Raw genomic sequence first — 16461 nt, 5'->3', positions numbered from 1 at the left:
CGCGTTGTGAGATATCATGAGCGATGGGATACGGGTTACATTGTCGGGGGAACCACCTATGCCGCCAGAGGATAGCGACATCAAAATCAAGATCGATTTTGATGACACAGACAGTTCGGCGTCGCGCGTTTTTGACATTGCCTCAAATCTAATTAAAGCATTCGAAGACCTCGACCGCGTTCTCATAACGAGTGTCGACTCCAAAATATCCACCGCGCTAATCCTCGAAGATGTCGAGAAATCCAGCCTTACAATCTGGCTTCGAAACATGCTTAGAGCGACCGACGATGACGCTCTAAAGGGCCTCGATTGGAAACCGCAGGTTGGAAAGTATCTTGTCAAAGCAAAGTATGTCGCTTTGCAGTGGCTGGATAAATCCGTTGGCGACGATACGCCGAAGCTCGAAGACCTTACCGAGACGATCCGCGAACTGGCCGCCGAAACGGACGCGCGTCATCTGCCGGATTATCCGCCTATAAACCCGGCTCGAATTGCTCAACCGCTGGACGCAATCCAGCGGGTGAAGGGGCAATTCAAGAAGACGGAAAAACTGACCGTCACGCTAGATAAGTCGGAATACCAGGTCGACATAACCAAGCAGTGGCTACCATCTCAGCACCTGCCAGAAACACCGATAGCGCAGGAGCTTTCGAACGAAGCCGATATGCTCCTTATCGTGCGAAAGTTGGATTTGCTCGGTAGATCGCAGTGGACCTTCAAGCATGGGAAATCCTCGATATCTGCATCGATTGACGATCCCGACTGGATCCGAGAATTTCATCAGGGCAAGCACCCGATCACGCCGGGCGATGCACTGAAAGTGCGCATGCGTTTCGATTACCGCTATGATGCTGGCGGCGATTTGTGCGATCAGAAGGAAACCATAATCAAGGTGTACGCTGTCATTCACGCGGCGGCACCACCTGCGGACTTATTCAAAGATGACGAATGAACTCACTGGTCGTTTTGATCGCCTTCTTGAGGCAATGGCTAAACGTCCGCCCTTGGACGTGGGAAAGAAAGCAAAAGCGCGTCCAGCATCAGGTGAGGGTTCTTCCGAAGGTTCTGGCGGAACTCGAACTCCCAAAGGTAAGTCTGGAGCCACTTCTTCGAAACGGAAACATAAGTCCCGCGCATCGAACGCTTAACGTGCGACCAGAAAGCCTCGATATTGTTGGTGTGAACGGCACCATTCACGTACTCGCCGGCACTGTGGTTCACGGTGCCATGCAGGTAGCCAAGCTCTGACAGTTCACGAAACGCGCCAGCCTCATCGGTGGCAATGCGCGAACCATCCTTAACCCACTTGAAGATTGCCGGCAGAACGTATTTCCGACCGCGACCCGGCAGGATGGACGTGACGACTTCGCCGCCGCGCTCGATAGCACCGAACACAACCGTCTTGTCGTCCTCGCCCTGCTTATCCTTGCCGCCGTAAAACATCTTGTCGGCTTCAACGATACCGCCGTCGCGACCGCCAAGCGGCGCGTCGCCATCAACATAGCCCATGTACTGGCGGATCAGGTTGCACATGCGCCAAGCGGTCTTATAGGTCACGCCGATGGTGCGCTGGACTTCCTTGGCCGACACGCCGTTGCGAGATGAGCAGAACAGGAACATGACAGTGAACCAATCGCGCAGGGAAGTGCGCGTGGCTTCAAACGGCGTGCCAGCGGTCGGGTAGACCTGATAGCCGCAAAAATCGCACTCATAGCAGCGGCGTGTCTTCACGCGATGGAAGTTCGCTTCCTTATCGCACTTACCGCAGGTGTGCCGTTTGCCGTAACGCGTCTGCATCAGATGGTCGAGGCACGAATCATCTGTAGGGAAGCGTTCGAGGAACGATTTGAGGGTTTCGAGTTTCGGCGCCTTGCTCATGTGACAAGAATATAGCACTTCATTCTACATGTTTCAAGGGGATACATCCGGCTTCACTCAGTTTTTCTCACTATACCAAGCGGCCCGCGCTCGATCAGGCGCGGCGGCAGCTATTTATCCCGAGATAATCGTCTCTGAGGCCGTATGTCCAAACGATCGCCTGCCCTTTGCATGAGCCTGGTGTAGCTGTTCCGCATAAGGAACGTCGCCATGAAGCGAAAACGCTTGGCCGGCAATCGGTCTCCTTAATCGACAATGGTGGCGGACAGGGTCCGCCACCATTGTGATAACAAGCCACGATAGAGGCCTGCCCGGATTATTTCCCGGCGGCAGCCGCATTCTTTACCCAGCCATCGAACTCCGACTGATTTGCGGCAATCCAATCGTTGGCGATCTTCTTGATCTCGGCGTCGGTCTTGTTGCCGGCCCCCAGATCGCCTTCCCACTGGCTCCAGATGTCCAGCGACCATTTCGCTTGTTCGATGAATTTCTTGGCCGCCGGATTGTCAGCCAGGAACTTCTTGTTGGCGAGCGTGCGCCAGTTCCATGGGCCGACCGCCATGCGGCATGGGTTCTGCCCCCCCGCACAGCCAACCACGTCCTTGACCTCGTGCGTCTTCGGTTTCGATACGCCTTCGGGAAGAGCGTCATACGGGATCGGCAGCCACACCACGTCCTTGCCGGGCTTCAGCCGATAGACGATCCAGGATGGGCTCCAGGTGTAAAGAAGGATCGGCTCTCCTCGGTCGGCCCGTGCAAAGACCTCGCCGATCAGCGGCTCGTATTTGGCGCGGATGGAGCGCACCGTATCGCTCAAGCCGAACTCCTTGACTTGGAAATCGACGACGTCACCGCACTTCCAAGCGGGATCGCAATTCACCAGATTGGCTTTTCCATCACCGTCGGTGTCGAACAAGGCCGCGATCTTCGGGTCCTTCAGTTGCGAAACATTGGTGATGTTGTTGGCTTCGGCCGTCTTCTTGTCGATCATGTAGCCGTTGATGCCGCCGCCCGCGATCGTGCCTTCATTGATCAGTTCGACCATATCCGAGATCTGTGCGATGGCGGGCTCGGCCTGCGGCCAGTTGATGTCGCCGGTCATGTCGAGATCGTCCTGCGAAATGGCCTGCAGGATCGCCGACATGTTCATGGTCGACAACTTTACGTCGTAACCGAGTTTCTCGAGGCCCGCTATCAGGACCTGGTCCTGAATATAGTTGGCGCCCAGGCTGTCGGAGGACGTGAAACGAATGGTCTTGCCTTCGCCAGGCTTATCCTGCGCAAAACTCTGCCCACCCATCATGGTTGCTGCAACAGCCATGGCGCAGGCCAGTCTCAGCCCTTTGCGGTATCGATAATTCGCCGACATGTATTCTCCCCTTGTTGTGATATTTGTTGCGTCGGTCCGCCTGATCGAGACGGTGTTCAAACCTGCTGGTGGTTCGTTTCGAAACTCCCCGCTTCCTCATTTCTGGGACGCAGCAACTGAGCCAGGGCGGCTCGGATGCCCCGGGTTGGTCCGGCCTTGTCCTGGTTGGCCAGGCCCTGCGTGATGCGATCGAGGATCATGGCTAGCAGGACGATGGCGATGCCGCCGACGGCAGCCATGCCGACATCGAGACGTCCCAGCCCCTGCAGGACCACAAGTCCGAGCCCTTCGGCCCCGATCATGGATACGATCACAGACATGACCATAGCCATCAGTACTGTCTGGTTGAGGCCGCCCAGAATGGTTGGCAAGGCCAATGGAAGTTGGACTTCCCAGAGAAGTTGGCGATCGGTGGCACCGAAAGCCCGCCCCGCCTCGACCATCTCCTTGTCGACAAGACGAATCCCGAGATTGGTGAAGCGGATCAGCGGCGATATCGCCGCCACGATGACCGCGACTGCCCCAGGCACCGTTCCGACGCCGAACAGCATGACCACCGGGACCAGGTAGACGAAGCTGGGCGTCGTCTGCATGACATCGAGCACCGGCCGCACGATGGTCCAGGCGCGATCGTGGCGCGCGCACAGGATTCCGATTGGAATGCCAAGAATGACGCACACCACGATTGCCGTAGCGATGAGCGACAGGGTGGTGATCGCTTCCGCCCACAGGCCCATGAAGGCAATCAGGGTCAGCGAAAGCAGCGTGAATATGGCCACGCCACGCGATGCGGAGCGCCATGCGATGAGGGCAAAGATCCCGATCAGGATTGGAAACGGAATGGCATGGAGTCCATGGTCGATCGCGGTCAGAAGGGTCTCGACGGGCCACTTGATGGTCTGGAAAAGCGGCCGGAAATGCATTGCCAGCCAGCGGACGCCGACCTGGATCCACTGGTCCAGCGGGATGACATAGAGATTATCGACATCCAGCATGATCAGGCCTCCGCTCCCCGGGATTGCGAGGAAGCCGCCGCCGGAGCGCCAATGCGGGACAGGATTTGGAGTGGATCGACACGCCCCAAATATCGGCCGCCCTCGTCAACAACGGCTATCGGCCGGTCTCGATGGCACAGGCTGGCCACCACCGACAGCTTTTCCGTGCCGCATACCGTCTCATAGTCCTTGCTCATCAATGATTGGATCGCCGAACCATCGGCGAGGCGTGGCAACTGGCGTGGTCCGACGACACCCACGACCTGCATCGAATCGTCGACGATGAACACCGGTTCGCCCTCGGCATCGCGGCCGCCGGACGCACGTCCGTCTAGCCGGAGCGGGCTGCTTTCCACCATCACGGAACTCGCATCGAACAGATGGGCCCGGTTGACGTCGCGGGTGAAGGCGGCGACGTAGTCATTGCCGGGCTTGGTCACGATGTCCTGCGGAACGCCTTCGCGCATCACCATTCCATCCGCCATGATGGCGACCCGGCTTCCGAGCTTCAGCGCCTCCTGGAAATCATGCGTGATGAACAGGATGGTCTTGTGGAAAGTCCTGTGCAGGCGCAGCAGTTCGTCCTGCATTTCGCTGCGGATGAGTGGGTCCAGCGCGCTGAAAGCCTCGTCCATGATCAGGACATCGGCATCCGTGGCGAGTGCGCGGGCCAATCCGACGCGCTGACGCATGCCGCCGCTCAGCGTACCGGGAAGATGATTTGCCCACGAAGCCAACCCGACGACCTCCAGCACCTCCATCACCTTCTTCCTGCGCGCGGCGGCTGGCACACCGCGCAGTTTCAGGCCGAACTCGGCATTCTCCAACACAGTTCTGTTCGGCAACAGGCCGAAGTGCTGGAACACCATGGAGATACGCGTCCGGCGGATTTCGCGCAGCCGCGCTTCGCTGGCGCCGGTGATCTCCTCGCCATCGATAAGGATGCGCCCTGCATTCGGCTCGATGAGGCGATTGATGCATCGCGCAAGCGTCGACTTACCGGAGCCGGACAAGCCCATGATCATGTAAATCGAACCGACGGGAACGGACAGCGACACGTCGCTCAAGCCGACGACCTGCCCGGTCTTCTGGAGCACAGCTTCCTTTGTCTCGCCAGACTTCAGCATGGCCAAAGCCGATTCCGGCGATCTGCCGAAAATCTTGTACACGCCCTCGACCGTTATGCGATCCGTCACACCTGTCCTCCACTCCTGGCCTGGCGGACGATAGTCAGCACATTCCAGAGCCACGATCCCGATTAATGAAGATAGAACTGCACCCGCCGTCTTCCCCCGTTCGGCAGGATACCCGCGTGGCCCAGTGCTACGAAGGAAAGCATACGGCTCGCGGGTTCGATGGTATAGGCTCTCCGCTACCCGGATAGGTATAATCCGGGGCGCCCGTATGGAGAAACGGCGTGCTGGCTTCGCTTAAAAACCCTGCCCTCATGGTCGTGGACATGCAGAACGATTTCGTGCGCAGGCATGCGCCGATGGAGGTTGCATCCGCGCGCGAAACCATACCTTCGATCGGCAGACTCATTGCGGCGTTTCGCGGCAACGGCAAGCCGGTGGTATTCACGCGATACGTTGCCGACTCCCTGTATCAGGCCCTCGCCGGCAAGCTGACCTGGATCAAGCTGACCGATGCGCCGACCCATGCGTGCGTACCAGGCTTCATGCGCTCCTACGGCGATGTCGAGGGCATGCGGGATGCCGCGGAGGTGATTGACGAGCTTGCGCCACAGGATGGCGATATCGTGCTGGACAAGGTCTATTTCAGCGCCTTTCATGCCACGGATCTTGCCAAGACGCTCAAGCTGCTTGCGGTGGACGGTCTGGTATTCGTCGGCACGGTAGCGGAGATGTGCGTCGAAGATAGCTGCCGTCACGCCGTGCATTTCGGTTATCCCACGATTGTGGTGGAGGATGCTGTTTCTTCCAACCATCCGCCCAGCCGGCAGGCCATGCTCGATGCTTTCGCACGCAACTACGGCTGGGTCATGACCACGGACCGGCTCCTGGATTCTTTCGCGGTCGGGCAAGCGGGAAGCGAGGTCTTGAACCTACCGCAGCGGTGAAAAATCGGTCGGGATCAGGATTCGGTTTTCCATCGTTTCGATATTCTCGGTGAGCTTGACGGTAAACGCCCGCCACGCGGGATCTTCGGCCAGCCGCTGACGCCGCTCGGCGCGGTCGTTCAGGTCGCTATAGCCCCATAGATGCACGACATGGTTGAGAGGTCCGATCTCGGTGCGGAAATAGCCGATCAGGTTGCCCAGGATCGGCTGCTGGATGGCAAGGCCTTCCTCGCTGATAAGCTGCATGTATCTGGCGAGACGGCCGGCCCTTATCTTGTAGATGCGTTCCTCGACAATCATGGCGCGACAGCTCCCATCAGGCGATCACCCGCGACTTTTCCCTGCCCGCTTCCTTCTCGCGCATCGCAAATACGGGCATCACTTCCTTGATGAACAGCGCCAGCGATTTCTTCTGCACCTCAAACGGCAGGTCGAAGGCGAGGCCGAGGCAGAACTGGTCTACGCCCGCCGCTTCATAGACCATCAGCTTTTCGACCACCTCGTCCGGGGTGCCGAAAAGGAGATTGTCGCGGATCGACCGCGGATCGTAGTCGCCGCTGTTGCCAAGGGTGTCGTAAGAAACCGCTTCAGGAAAGCCGTTCTTCACCGTGCCGATGTTCTGGAAGAGGTTCTCGAAGCTGCGCCCATATTGATAGCTGTAGCGAACCGGCAGTTCCCAGTCCTCGGGACGTTCATACACGCAAGTGCGGCGCAGCATCATGAACCGCGGTCTCGGCACTTCGGGATGATCCTGGACCGCCTTCTTGAACTTGTCGCCGAGAATGCCGATTTCCGCGACCGGCCGCGACAACGGCGTGGAGAGGATGTTGTGGCCATTGCGCACCGCCCAATCGAATGTGCCGGGGTCACGCGCCGCCACCCAGATGGGCGGGTTGGGTTGCTGCAAGGGCTTCGGCACCGAGGTTGCCAGCGGGAAGTGGTAATACTTACCCTCGTGGGCGTAGTCGCCTGCCCATAATTTCTGGACTGCCGGCAGCAGTTCCTGCATGTAGGCGCCGCCTTCCTGTTGCGGGATGCCTCCCGCCATACGGTCAAATTCATACTGATAGGCGCCGCGGGCGATGCCGAATTCCAGCCGCCCTCCCGTCAGGTGATCGCAAAGCGCGGCCTCTCCCGCGAGACGGATCGGGGTCCAGTACGGCGCGACGATGGTGGCGGTGCCAAGCCGGATCTGTTCGGTATGAGCTCCCCACCAGACCAGCAACTGGAACGGGCCGGGCGCGATCGTGAATTCAATCGTGTGATGCTCGGGCGACCAGGCGGTCTCGAAGCCGCCGGCATCGGCCATACGCACCAGTTCCAGCGTCTCAGCCGCCACCTGGCGCATATCCTTGTCGGGACTGAACCTCTCCATGTTCAGGGAAACGGAAAATTTCATGGCAATGACCTTTTCGAATATTAGGGAACCGTCGGATGAGCGTCAGCGCAAACGGATTACGAACGGGTCCTGCGTGGCGCCGGAGTAGTCGATGACGACATTCTTCAGGCGGGAGAACTCGCGCATGACCTCGAAGCCCCCGCGCTTGCCGTAACCGCTCTCCTTGAACCCGCCGGAGGGTGACATGTAAGCAGCCGAGCGATACGTATTGACCCAGACCGTGCCGGCATCGACGTTGCGCGCAAAGCGAAGCGCCCGGTCGATGTCGCGGGTCCAGACACCCGCCGCCAGCCCATAATGGGTGTCGTTGGCAAGCCCAATCAATTCGCTTTCATTGTCGAACGGCACGACGCCCACGACCGGGCCGAAAATTTCGTCGCGCATGAAGCGCATGTCGTTGCGCGCATCCGCCAGAACCGTGGGCTCGTAATACCAGCCGCCGGAGAGGTCGTCCCGCCGCGGCCGGTGGCCTCCGGCAACCAGCCGCGCGCCATCGGCGACGCCGTAGTCCACATACTGCTCGACCTTGTCGAGTTGGGCAGCCAGCGCCAGCGGACCGATTTCCGTGTCCTCATCGGTCGGATGGCCGATACGCACGCGCCTGGTACGATCCGCCAGCTTTTCGACGAATGCGGCATAGATGGATTTTTCGACGAAACAGCGCGAGCCTGCGATACAGGTCTGCCCGGCAGCGGCGAACACGCCGGCAACCACGCCGTTCACCGCGCGCTCGATGTCGGTATCGGCGAATACGACATGAGGCGACTTGCCGCCCAGTTCCATCTGACACGAAACAAGTCGGCTGGCAGCGTTGGCGGCGATGCGGCGGCCGGTTGCCGTACTGCCCGTGAAGGCGATCTTGGCGACATCGGGATGCAAGGTCAGCGCTTCGCCCGCCGTAGCGCCCTTGCCGGTAACGACATTGAAAACGCCAGCCGGGAAGCCCGCTTTTGCAATCAGTTCGGCGAGGGCAAGGGTGGACGCGGAAGTATGCTCTGATGGCTTGACCACGACCGTATTGCCAATTCCCAGGCAGGGTGCGAGCGTGCCGGTCAGCAGCATCAGCGGTGAATTCCACGGCGAGATCATGCCCACCACGCCGATCGGCTCGCGCAGCGTGAAGTTCAGCATATCGAGCTTATTGACCGGTATGGTCTCGCCATGCAGCTTGTCGGCCATTCCGGCGAAATAGAGGTAGCTGTCCGGCGCCGCGCGCAGTTGCACACGCATCTCTTTCAGAAGCTTGCCGTTGTCACGCGTCTCGATGGCCGCGAGTTCATCGGCGTGTTCCGCGATGAGATCGGCCAACCGGCGCAGCAGCTTGCCGCGATCCGTCTGCGTCAGCCTGCGCCAGGCCGGATCGTGAAACGCTCTTTTGGCTGCCTGCACGGCGGCGTCGACATCATCCGCCCCGGCGTCGGCAACCTCATACCAAGGCGCCGCGTTCGTCGGATCGTAGCTCGGCATGTAGCGGCCGGACCGCGGCGCGAGGCGCTCCCCGGCAATGAAAAGATCCTGGCGCGATCCTTCGATCACCTTCAGCGTCAGGTCCATCATCTCATCCCTTCGCGGTTTCTCGGTCGCCGGCCAAGCCGTTAAGCGACCGCCACGGACGCGGGGCGCCGTCTATCATCGCCACCCGGCCGCCATCGCTGGAATCGACGTAGATCCCGAAGCGAGAGTCCGCGCGCTCATGCAGGTAACGGCGCAGCGTTGCGCGTATCTGCCTGATCGGAATGCTGTCCCAAGGCAGCTCTTCATGGGCAAAGAACCTCAGCGACGGCGACAAATCCGGAATTTCGCCAGGCGGGCCCGCGAGCGCGCCACGGTAAACGACATAACCGGGCTGCTGGTCGGCCACATCGAAGACCGAATAGAGAAACGCATCGCTGGTGAGCGGCGCAACCACGCCGCCGCCTTCGAAGCTGAGCATGTCGCCCGGCTTACGGTGCGTTGCCGTCGGCAGTTCCCAGCCTCCGGCGCCATCGTCGCGCAGCAGGATGCGGCCGTCATGCTCGACCAGGTAGCCGATGATCATGCGATGGGAAGGCGTCCAGCCAGGCGGCATCGGGTCTTCCACGCAGACATAGCGCCCCCGGCAAAACCCTAGCGGAGCGGCAGGGCTGGTGCCGAAAGCACGCACCCGGCCGATCAGGATCACATGGTCTCCCGCCTCGATACGGTCATGCACCGTGCAGTCGAACCAGGTAAGGCTGTCGGTGAGCACCGGCGAGCCCGTATGCACGGTAGTATGGGCTATCGTCTCGAACTTGGAGAGTGACTTCGAGGCGAAGAGGCTCGCCACCTCCTTCTGGCGCTCGTGCAGTACGTTGACGGCGAAGCCTTCGGCCGTGTTGAACGCCGGAAAGCTGCTGGCGCTCTTTCCTATGCAGACGAGCAGCAGCGGCGGCTCAAGGGAGACTGAGGTGAAGGAATTCGCAGTCATGCCGCGCGGCGAACCATCTTCGTCCCGCGTCGTCACCACCGTGATGCCCGTGACGAAGGTGCCGAACGTTCGCCGCAGTTCCACTGGATCGATCGTGCTCAGCTCTTTTTCCCTCTTGTCCGTCATGCGTCCTGCCTCTCCAGGAGGGTGGAAGGATAAAGGGACGTGAGAGAGGGTCTTCCTGCTCTACGCAGGAGAGGCGGCAGTCAGACTCCTAGGACACGAAGCAGAGACCGCATCAGACAGGTTGCTCCCGGGCAATGGTCTCGTTGAGGCGTATTGCCAGTTCAAGCGCGAACCGACGTTCGGGTGAATCGATCTCGATGCCAAACAGTTCCTGGATACGGTTCAGGCGGTAGCGAAGCGTTGTAACATGCAATTCCATCGCGTCCGCGCAGGCCTGGCTGCGGCAACCGTGCTCCAGAAAGACGGTCAGGGTCCTGATATAGTCCGTTGCATGCGCCTCGTCGTGACGCACGACCGCGCCAATGGCGATATCCACGAACGACCTCACTTCCTTGCTGTCGGCCGCCGAAAGCAGCAGCGGAAAAGGACCGAAGTCCTGGGGCGCAAGCAACCCGGTACGGTTGAAGCGGACGGCAAGACGGATCATGCGCTCGCATTCAAGCCATGCCTGGGGATAGTCGTGAATGCTCGAACAGGTCTTACCCGCCACGATGATCGGCTTGGTGCCGATCAGCCACTGCGTTTCCTCGATCAGCTTGCGCACAAACGTCTTGACCACCGTGTCCGCGTCGCGGGGCGCGTCGGGAATGCGGCACAGAATGATCTCGCCCAATGCGGCGGCGGTCGCCTGCGGCGCCAATTGGCCGGCGAGCCGCATGATGGAGCGGTGCAGTTCGGGTATAGTCTTGCCCTTTTCCGGCACAGTTTCCGGGAGGCCGATCGCGACCAGCCTGGCGGTGGCGTTTACGTCAATGCCGAGCCGGCGCGCCCGCGCCGTCAAATCGTCCACGTTGCGCCAGTTGCCGGAAACGATTTCCATGAACAATTCGCTGGAAGTCTGCGATTCCGTCTGGAACCGTAAATGGCTCCGCATCAACTGGACGCTGAGCGCGAACCGAGCGCTCTGAAGAAGAAGATGATCGAGGTCGCCGAAATTGGCGTCGAGCGAAAACACGATCAGCGCCCCTACCGTCTTGCCATCCACGACCAACGGCTCCACCGCCGCCGGCAGGTTGAGGTGATGGCCGCCGCAGTTCAGGTACAGCTTGCGCATTTCAAGCCCGGCCTGGTCCGAGATATCGCGAGCAAGACGGAGAAACTGGCGGCTCATGCAATCGTCCATCTCCTCGCGCCAGCGGTCGGTGTCGATGAGGTCCGGCTTGGGCGAACGTCCGGCAACGACCAGGTTGGCAGTCAGATCCACCACGACGATTGCGTTCGGCAGGAAGGTTTCGACCATGGAAGCCGCGGATGCGACGGAACCGTCCGACAGGACCTGGTGCATCAGGGAGGAATGCGCGGCAAGTGCGTTTTGGAGTTGCGCGGCGGCAGCATGTTCCGCCCTTAGCCTGTGGGCCTTGTCCACGGCTATGGCGCCCAGATGGACGATCGTCTGCAGGAATGCGAGATCGGCCGCTGACAGATCGACAACGTCGCGCGACTGCACCGACAAGACCATCGCGCGGTCTTCCATGTCCCGGCAGCCCAGAGGCAAAACCACGACAGTGCGATAACCGCGCTGGATTGCCTCTTCCCGATAGCCCGGAAATTCGATGCTCTCCTGGGCATCGCGAATGATCACCGGATCATTGCGGGTCAACGCGATGAGGGATGGACTTGTCGCCAGCGTCCAGCGGTTGCGATAGGACTTCGTCAACTGGCTAGGATCATGCCGGGTCACGACCACAGCATTGCCATCCGCCTGATCGATGCTCATCACCGCCGCCATCGACCAGGCATCGTGCTGGCATGCCGCATCGACAAGGTGCTGCAGCGTTGTCTCGAGGTCGACGCTGGAATTGATGAGGCTGGTCACGTCGCGCAGGACGCGTGACAGCGGGCGATCCAAAGCGCTCAACAGAACCTCGCTGCTTGCCGGTACTCGATCGTTACATAGCCTTCCTGGTCGATGGCGCGCCACAGTCATATTCGTTACCGGGGGTCATGCCGCCGCCATATGGCCGGCATGGATAGGATCGACCTTGCCGGCTGTTCGCGAAAGGTTTGGCAGGCCTTCAAAGCGACATGATGACCGACTTGGTCTCCGTATAAAGGTTCAGCCCTTCCTGTCCCCGTTCCCTGCCCCAGCCGGATTGCTTGAAGCCGCCGGTGGGTATCGCCGCGTCCACCGAGCCGTGTACGTTGACCCCGATCCGGCCCGCGCGAATTCGCCGTACCATCTTGTGGGCGACGCTCAGGTCCCGCGTCCAGACGCTGCCAGCTAGTCCGAAGATGCTGTCATTCGCCTGCCGCGCGATCTGTTCCAGGTCGTCGTCATCGAAGCTCATGGCGCACAGGACAGGACCGAAAATCTCTTCCTGCACCACCGCCATGTCGGGTCGGGTATCGGTCAGCACCGTCGGCGCAATGAAGTTGCCTTCATTGCCTATCCGCGTGCCGCCAAACGCCACCGTTGCACCGGCGCTCCTGCCCTGCTCGATATAGCTCATGACGCGGTCGCACTGGACCGGGGAAATGACCGGCCCCATCTGGACGCCTTCGCTGAGGCCATGACCGACGCGGATGTTCCCCGCCCGCTGGCCGATCCCATCCACGATCTGGTCGAACACCTTCTTGTGGGCGAACAGCCGCGATCCTGCGGTGCAGACCTGGCCGCTATTGGCAAAAATGCCCTGCGTGACACCGGGAATGGCAACCGACATGTCAGCATCGGGAAAGACGATGACGGGCGACTTCCCTCCCAATTCGAGCGACACTTTCTTCAAATTGCCCGCGGCAGCCTTGACGATGATGCGGCCGACCTCGCTGGAACCCGTAAAGGCAACCTTGTCGATCTGGGGGTGCGAGGCTATCGCTGCGCCCGCCGTAGGTCCAAAACCGGTCACGATATTGATCACGCCGGCGGGAATGCCGGCCTCCTGGACCAGTTCACCGAAGCGCAGCGCCGTCAGCGGCGTCTGCTCCGCCGGCTTGAGCACGATCGTGCAGCCGGTGGCCAGCGCCGGCGCTGCCTTCCAGGACAGCATGAGCAGTGGCGCATTCCACGGAATGATCTGCCCGACGACGCCGACCGGCTCGCGCACCGTGAAGGCATGGTACTTGTCCGGCGCGGAGATCGAAATGGTTTCCCCTGTGATCTTGGTCGCCCAGCCCGCCATGTAGCGGAACATATCCACGCTCAGCGCGACGTCGGAATTCCGGGCATTGGCAAGCGGCTTGCCATTGTTGAGAACCTCCAGTTCGGCCAGTTCATCGGCGTTCTGTTCCAGCAGATCCGCCAGTTTCCAGATGAGACGTCCACGTTCGCTGGGCGTGATGCGGCTCCATGGGCCTTCTTCAAAGGCCCGCCGCGCAGCTTTGACGGCATTGTCGATATCGGCGGCGTCGCCCTCCGGAACCTGTGCAATTATGCGTCCCGTGCCCGGATCATACGTGTCGAAAATCTTCCCGGACTGAGCCGGCACCCATTTTCCATCGATAAGGAGTTTTTTCTCCTGGCGTAAAAAGGACGCCGCCTTCTCTCCAATTCGGAACTGATCAGCATGTGTGTTCATCGAATTCTCCATAGGTATCGGGAAGCGCCTTGCCCGGATTCGTTCAAGGGCGTCCATCTGAAGCGCCCTCGTTAAAGCTTTTCACTCGATCACGAAGTGGTCGGGTCCGACCGCGCGAGGCTGCCGCTTCGGCGGAATGAAATCGAGCGGCCGCACGGGAGACGGCAATTCCGTCACCGGCTTGCCGATCAAGCGGTGCCTGTCCGCGGCCGGCTCTGGGTTCGGCACCGCTGCCATCAGCTTCTGGGTATAGGGATGTTTCGGATTCCCTATCACCTCGCGGCTGGGCCCGATCTCCACAATCTCGCCAAGATACATGACCGCCACGCGGTGGCTGACACGTTCGACAATGGCCATGTCGTGACTGATGAAGAGGTAGGACAACCGCAGGTCCTCCTGCAACTCAAGCAGCAGGTCGATCACCTGCGCCTTTACCGAAACGTCGAGCGCCGAGACGGCCTCGTCGGCTATAATGACCTTCGGGTCGAGCATCAGGGTCCGCGCAATGCAGATTCTCTGGCGCTGTCCGCCGGAAAACTCGTGCGGAAGACGGGTGATCATCGACGGTTCGAGGCCGACACGCTCCAGAAGATGTTTCGCCTTGTCCAGGGCCTTGGCCCTGGTCGCCAACCCATGGCATAGCAGGGGCTCCGCCAGGATCGCACCGACGTTTTGCTTCGGGTCCAGGGAACTGAAAGGATCCTGGAAGATCATCTGCACATTGCGCCGGAGATCCGAAAGATCGGACCTGTTGTCGCGCCGCACCGTGCGTCCGTCGAAGACCACCTCGCCGGAATCCGGAGGATTGAGAAACAGGATGCTGCGTCCGGTCGTCGACTTGCCGCAGCCGGATTCGCCAACCAGCGACAGCGTTTCTCCAGGCATGATGTCGAAGCTCAGACCCTCGACGGCATGGAGACGCCCCACCTTGCGACGCATCGCCCCGCCACGCACGTCGAACCGGGTCACCAGCTTGCGCACGCTCAAAACCGGCTTCGGCACAGCATCCTTGGCGGGCGCGCGGTAGGAGCGGGCGACGCCTTGCCCCAGGCGGGGGACCGCGTCGATCAGCATCCTCGTATAGTCCTCGCGCGGACGCTCGAAAACGTCCTTTACTGCTCCCGTCTCCACCACGCGTCCCTTGTGCATGACCATGACGCGGTCGGCGATGTTGGCCACTACGCCCATGTCATGCGTGATGAACAGGATCGCGGTGCCGGTATCGCGCTGGACCCCGTTCAGGAGATCGAGGATTTGCGCCTGTATCGTCACGTCGAGCGCTGTTGTCGGCTCGTCGGCGATAAGCAGCTTCGGCGAGCACGCCAATGCGATGGCGATCATGATCCGCTGCCGCATCCCCCCGGAGAACATGTGAGGATAGTCATTGAACCGCCGCCGCGCGTCAGGAATGCGAACGCGGTCGAAAAGCCGGATGCCCTCCTCCCGCGCCTCGGCATCGCTTAAGGGTCGATGCTGGCGCAGCATTTCCTTGATTTGGGTGCTGACCTGCAGAACCGGGTTCAGGCTCATCATCGGTTCTTGGAAGATCATGCTGGCAATGCCGCCACGCACCCGCCGCAATGTCGATGTCGACGCCCCCACCACTTGCTGGCCATCCACGATGACCGAACCGGTCACTTGGGTATTGCCGGAAAGCAGTCCCATGATCGTCATGGAGGTGACGCTCTTGCCGGACCCCGACTCGCCGACAAGCGCCAGCGTCTCGCCAGCATGGATGGCCAGATCGACATCATGCACCACCTGATGCTTGCCGAAAGCGACGTTGAGGCCTTTTACCTCGACCACTGGATCGGATTTCCGTTCACTCATGAGTTTGGCGCCGGTGCAACAGTGAAGCCCGCCTGCGAGCGAGAGCGCTCCGAAGTTGGAGCCCAGGTGAGCATTTCGAGCGCGTACAGCGCATCCAGCGTCTCGCGCGACAGGGGAATGCCCTTCTGGTGCGCCATGGCGATCTTTTCCCGAGGCCGAACGACAACGTGCCCGGACGCCTTCAGTTCAGGCCTGCGGGCGCTGACCATGAGAAGCGCGCAGCCCGGCGTCAGCCCGGCGGCGTCGATCGATTCCAGAACCGCCGTGTCCTCACCGAGGAGCGCCGCCAGGGCATCCCGGCCCCGGCCCGAATAAAGCACACCCTGTGCGTCGGGTTCAGCCAACAGCCAGTCGAAGGTTCCATCCCTGGCGATGATGCCGATAGAGGAGAGATTGTAGTCCATCGCACCGACCAGCGTGGCCGGAACAAGCGACAGCTCGGTCGCCGCCAATATCCGGCACATTTCCCATTTGGCGCCGCCTGCATGCGCGGCGAGAGCATCGATCGCGGCAGGTCCCGTTTCCAGAAATGAAACGCCGGCGGCGTCCAGCATCGTGAGCCCGTTCGATTTCCGGTAGCGGAAGCCATGGGAGGGCCGCGGTCCCGCCTGGCGAATTTCATCCAGAATAGCCGGATCGAGCGCCGCACCTGTTGCAACGAGATGAGCGCCCCGGTCAGCGGTTCCGAACGCGTAGCCCAGCGCCCTGAGCGACCACGGCAGGACGCGAGTCAGTTCGGAATAGGCAACAAACATGCTCGTGC

Annotated in this window: 14 protein-coding genes; 2 read left to right on the top strand and 12 right to left on the bottom strand. The window is 60.6% G+C overall.

The window, feature by feature from the left end; genetic code table 11:
* Positions 1-58: 58 nt before the first annotated feature.
* Positions 59-952, top strand: coding sequence for a hypothetical protein (locus FJ953_RS27090; protein ID WP_140625454.1), 894 nt, complete (start codon positions 59-61; stop codon positions 950-952).
* 38 nt (positions 953-990) lie between these two features.
* On the opposite strand, the gene FJ953_RS27085 is transcribed toward FJ953_RS27090, so the two are convergent.
* The 4 genes from FJ953_RS27085 to FJ953_RS27070 all read right to left on the bottom strand — a co-directional run bounded on the left by FJ953_RS27085 (position 991) and on the right by FJ953_RS27070 (position 5438).
* Positions 991-1878: an IS1595 family transposase gene (locus FJ953_RS27085; RefSeq protein ID WP_140625453.1), complete on the bottom strand. Its 888-nt coding sequence runs from the start codon at positions 1876-1878 to the stop codon at positions 991-993.
* 316 nt (positions 1879-2194) lie between these two features.
* Positions 2195-3247, bottom strand: coding sequence for a glycine betaine/L-proline ABC transporter substrate-binding protein ProX (proX, locus tag FJ953_RS27080; protein ID WP_246674914.1), 1053 nt, complete (start codon positions 3245-3247; stop codon positions 2195-2197).
* A gap of 56 nt (positions 3248-3303) precedes the next feature.
* Positions 3304-4242, bottom strand: a complete 939-nt coding sequence (locus FJ953_RS27075; RefSeq protein ID WP_140498487.1) for a proline/glycine betaine ABC transporter permease — start codon at positions 4240-4242, stop codon at positions 3304-3306.
* 2 nt (positions 4243-4244) lie between these two features.
* Entirely contained in the window at positions 4245-5438 is a 1194-nt protein-coding gene (locus tag FJ953_RS27070; RefSeq protein WP_140498488.1) for a glycine betaine/L-proline ABC transporter ATP-binding protein, read from the bottom strand.
* Between the two features lie 221 nt (positions 5439-5659).
* Here FJ953_RS27070 and FJ953_RS27065 point away from each other — a divergent pair, with 221 nt between their 5' ends.
* The gene (locus FJ953_RS27065) at positions 5660-6322 is read left to right on the top strand and encodes a cysteine hydrolase (protein WP_140625452.1); all 663 of its coding nucleotides are present in this window, start codon (positions 5660-5662) and stop codon (positions 6320-6322) included.
* Here the strand turns inward: FJ953_RS27065 and FJ953_RS27060 are convergent.
* The 8 genes from FJ953_RS27060 to FJ953_RS27025 form a co-directional block, all read right to left on the bottom strand.
* The gene (locus FJ953_RS27060; RefSeq protein ID WP_140498490.1) at positions 6308-6622 is read right to left on the bottom strand and encodes an NIPSNAP family protein; all 315 of its coding nucleotides are present in this window, start codon (positions 6620-6622) and stop codon (positions 6308-6310) included. The genes FJ953_RS27065 and FJ953_RS27060 overlap by 15 nt on opposite strands.
* 16 nt (positions 6623-6638) lie before the next feature.
* On the bottom strand, positions 6639-7721 hold the full coding sequence (locus FJ953_RS27055; RefSeq protein WP_140625451.1) for an LLM class flavin-dependent oxidoreductase: 1083 nt from the start codon (positions 7719-7721) through the stop codon (positions 6639-6641).
* Between the two features lie 42 nt (positions 7722-7763).
* Complete coding sequence (locus FJ953_RS27050) at positions 7764-9275, bottom strand: aldehyde dehydrogenase (protein ID WP_140625450.1); 1512 nt, start codon at positions 9273-9275, stop codon at positions 7764-7766.
* Positions 9276-9279: 4 nt separating this feature from the next.
* On the bottom strand, positions 9280-10293 hold the full coding sequence (locus FJ953_RS27045) for a flavin reductase (RefSeq protein WP_140498492.1): 1014 nt from the start codon (positions 10291-10293) through the stop codon (positions 9280-9282).
* Positions 10294-10405: 112 nt separating this feature from the next.
* On the bottom strand, positions 10406-12280 hold the full coding sequence (locus tag FJ953_RS27040) for a helix-turn-helix domain-containing protein (protein ID WP_140498493.1): 1875 nt from the start codon (positions 12278-12280) through the stop codon (positions 10406-10408).
* 88 nt (positions 12281-12368) lie between these two features.
* Positions 12369-13868 carry an aldehyde dehydrogenase family protein gene (locus tag FJ953_RS27035; protein WP_140525287.1) on the bottom strand — a complete coding sequence of 500 codons (1500 nt, stop codon included), beginning with the start codon at positions 13866-13868 and terminating at the stop codon, positions 12369-12371.
* An 81-nt stretch (positions 13869-13949) separates the two neighbouring features.
* Positions 13950-15698, bottom strand: a complete 1749-nt coding sequence (locus tag FJ953_RS27030; protein WP_140625449.1) for an ABC transporter ATP-binding protein — start codon at positions 15696-15698, stop codon at positions 13950-13952.
* Positions 15695-16453, bottom strand: a complete 759-nt coding sequence (locus FJ953_RS27025) for a hypothetical protein (RefSeq protein WP_140625448.1) — start codon at positions 16451-16453, stop codon at positions 15695-15697. Before FJ953_RS27025 ends, FJ953_RS27030 begins: the two co-directional genes overlap by 4 nt.
* Between the last annotated feature and the right edge of the window lie 8 nt (positions 16454-16461).

It is taken from the genome of Mesorhizobium sp. B2-3-6 (assembly GCF_006442305.1).
GTDB lineage: Bacteria > Pseudomonadota > Alphaproteobacteria > Rhizobiales > Rhizobiaceae > Mesorhizobium.
Note: the sequence above shows the minus strand (reverse complement) of the source record. Positions and strands in the feature narration are given on the sequence as shown.

Coding starts and splice junctions, on each gene's coding strand:
- FJ953_RS27040 (WP_140498493.1), bottom strand. CDS start 12,280: ATGACTGTGGCGCGCCATCGACCAGGAAGGCTATGTAACGATCGAGTA.
- FJ953_RS27090 (WP_140625454.1), top strand. CDS start 59: ATGCCGCCAGAGGATAGCGACATCAAAATCAAGATCGATTTTGATGAC.
- FJ953_RS27050 (WP_140625450.1), bottom strand. CDS start 9,275: ATGGACCTGACGCTGAAGGTGATCGAAGGATCGCGCCAGGATCTTTTC.
- FJ953_RS27025 (WP_140625448.1), bottom strand. CDS start 16,453: ATGTTTGTTGCCTATTCCGAACTGACTCGCGTCCTGCCGTGGTCGCTC.
- FJ953_RS27055 (WP_140625451.1), bottom strand. CDS start 7,721: ATGAAATTTTCCGTTTCCCTGAACATGGAGAGGTTCAGTCCCGACAAG.
- FJ953_RS27045 (WP_140498492.1), bottom strand. CDS start 10,293: ATGACGGACAAGAGGGAAAAAGAGCTGAGCACGATCGATCCAGTGGAA.
- FJ953_RS27030 (WP_140625449.1), bottom strand. CDS start 15,698: ATGAGTGAACGGAAATCCGATCCAGTGGTCGAGGTAAAAGGCCTCAAC.
- FJ953_RS27085 (WP_140625453.1), bottom strand. CDS start 1,878: ATGAGCAAGGCGCCGAAACTCGAAACCCTCAAATCGTTCCTCGAACGC.
- proX (WP_246674914.1), bottom strand. CDS start 3,247: ATGTCGGCGAATTATCGATACCGCAAAGGGCTGAGACTGGCCTGCGCC.
- FJ953_RS27060 (WP_140498490.1), bottom strand. CDS start 6,622: ATGATTGTCGAGGAACGCATCTACAAGATAAGGGCCGGCCGTCTCGCC.
- FJ953_RS27035 (WP_140525287.1), bottom strand. CDS start 13,868: ATGAACACACATGCTGATCAGTTCCGAATTGGAGAGAAGGCGGCGTCC.
- FJ953_RS27075 (WP_140498487.1), bottom strand. CDS start 4,242: ATGCTGGATGTCGATAATCTCTATGTCATCCCGCTGGACCAGTGGATC.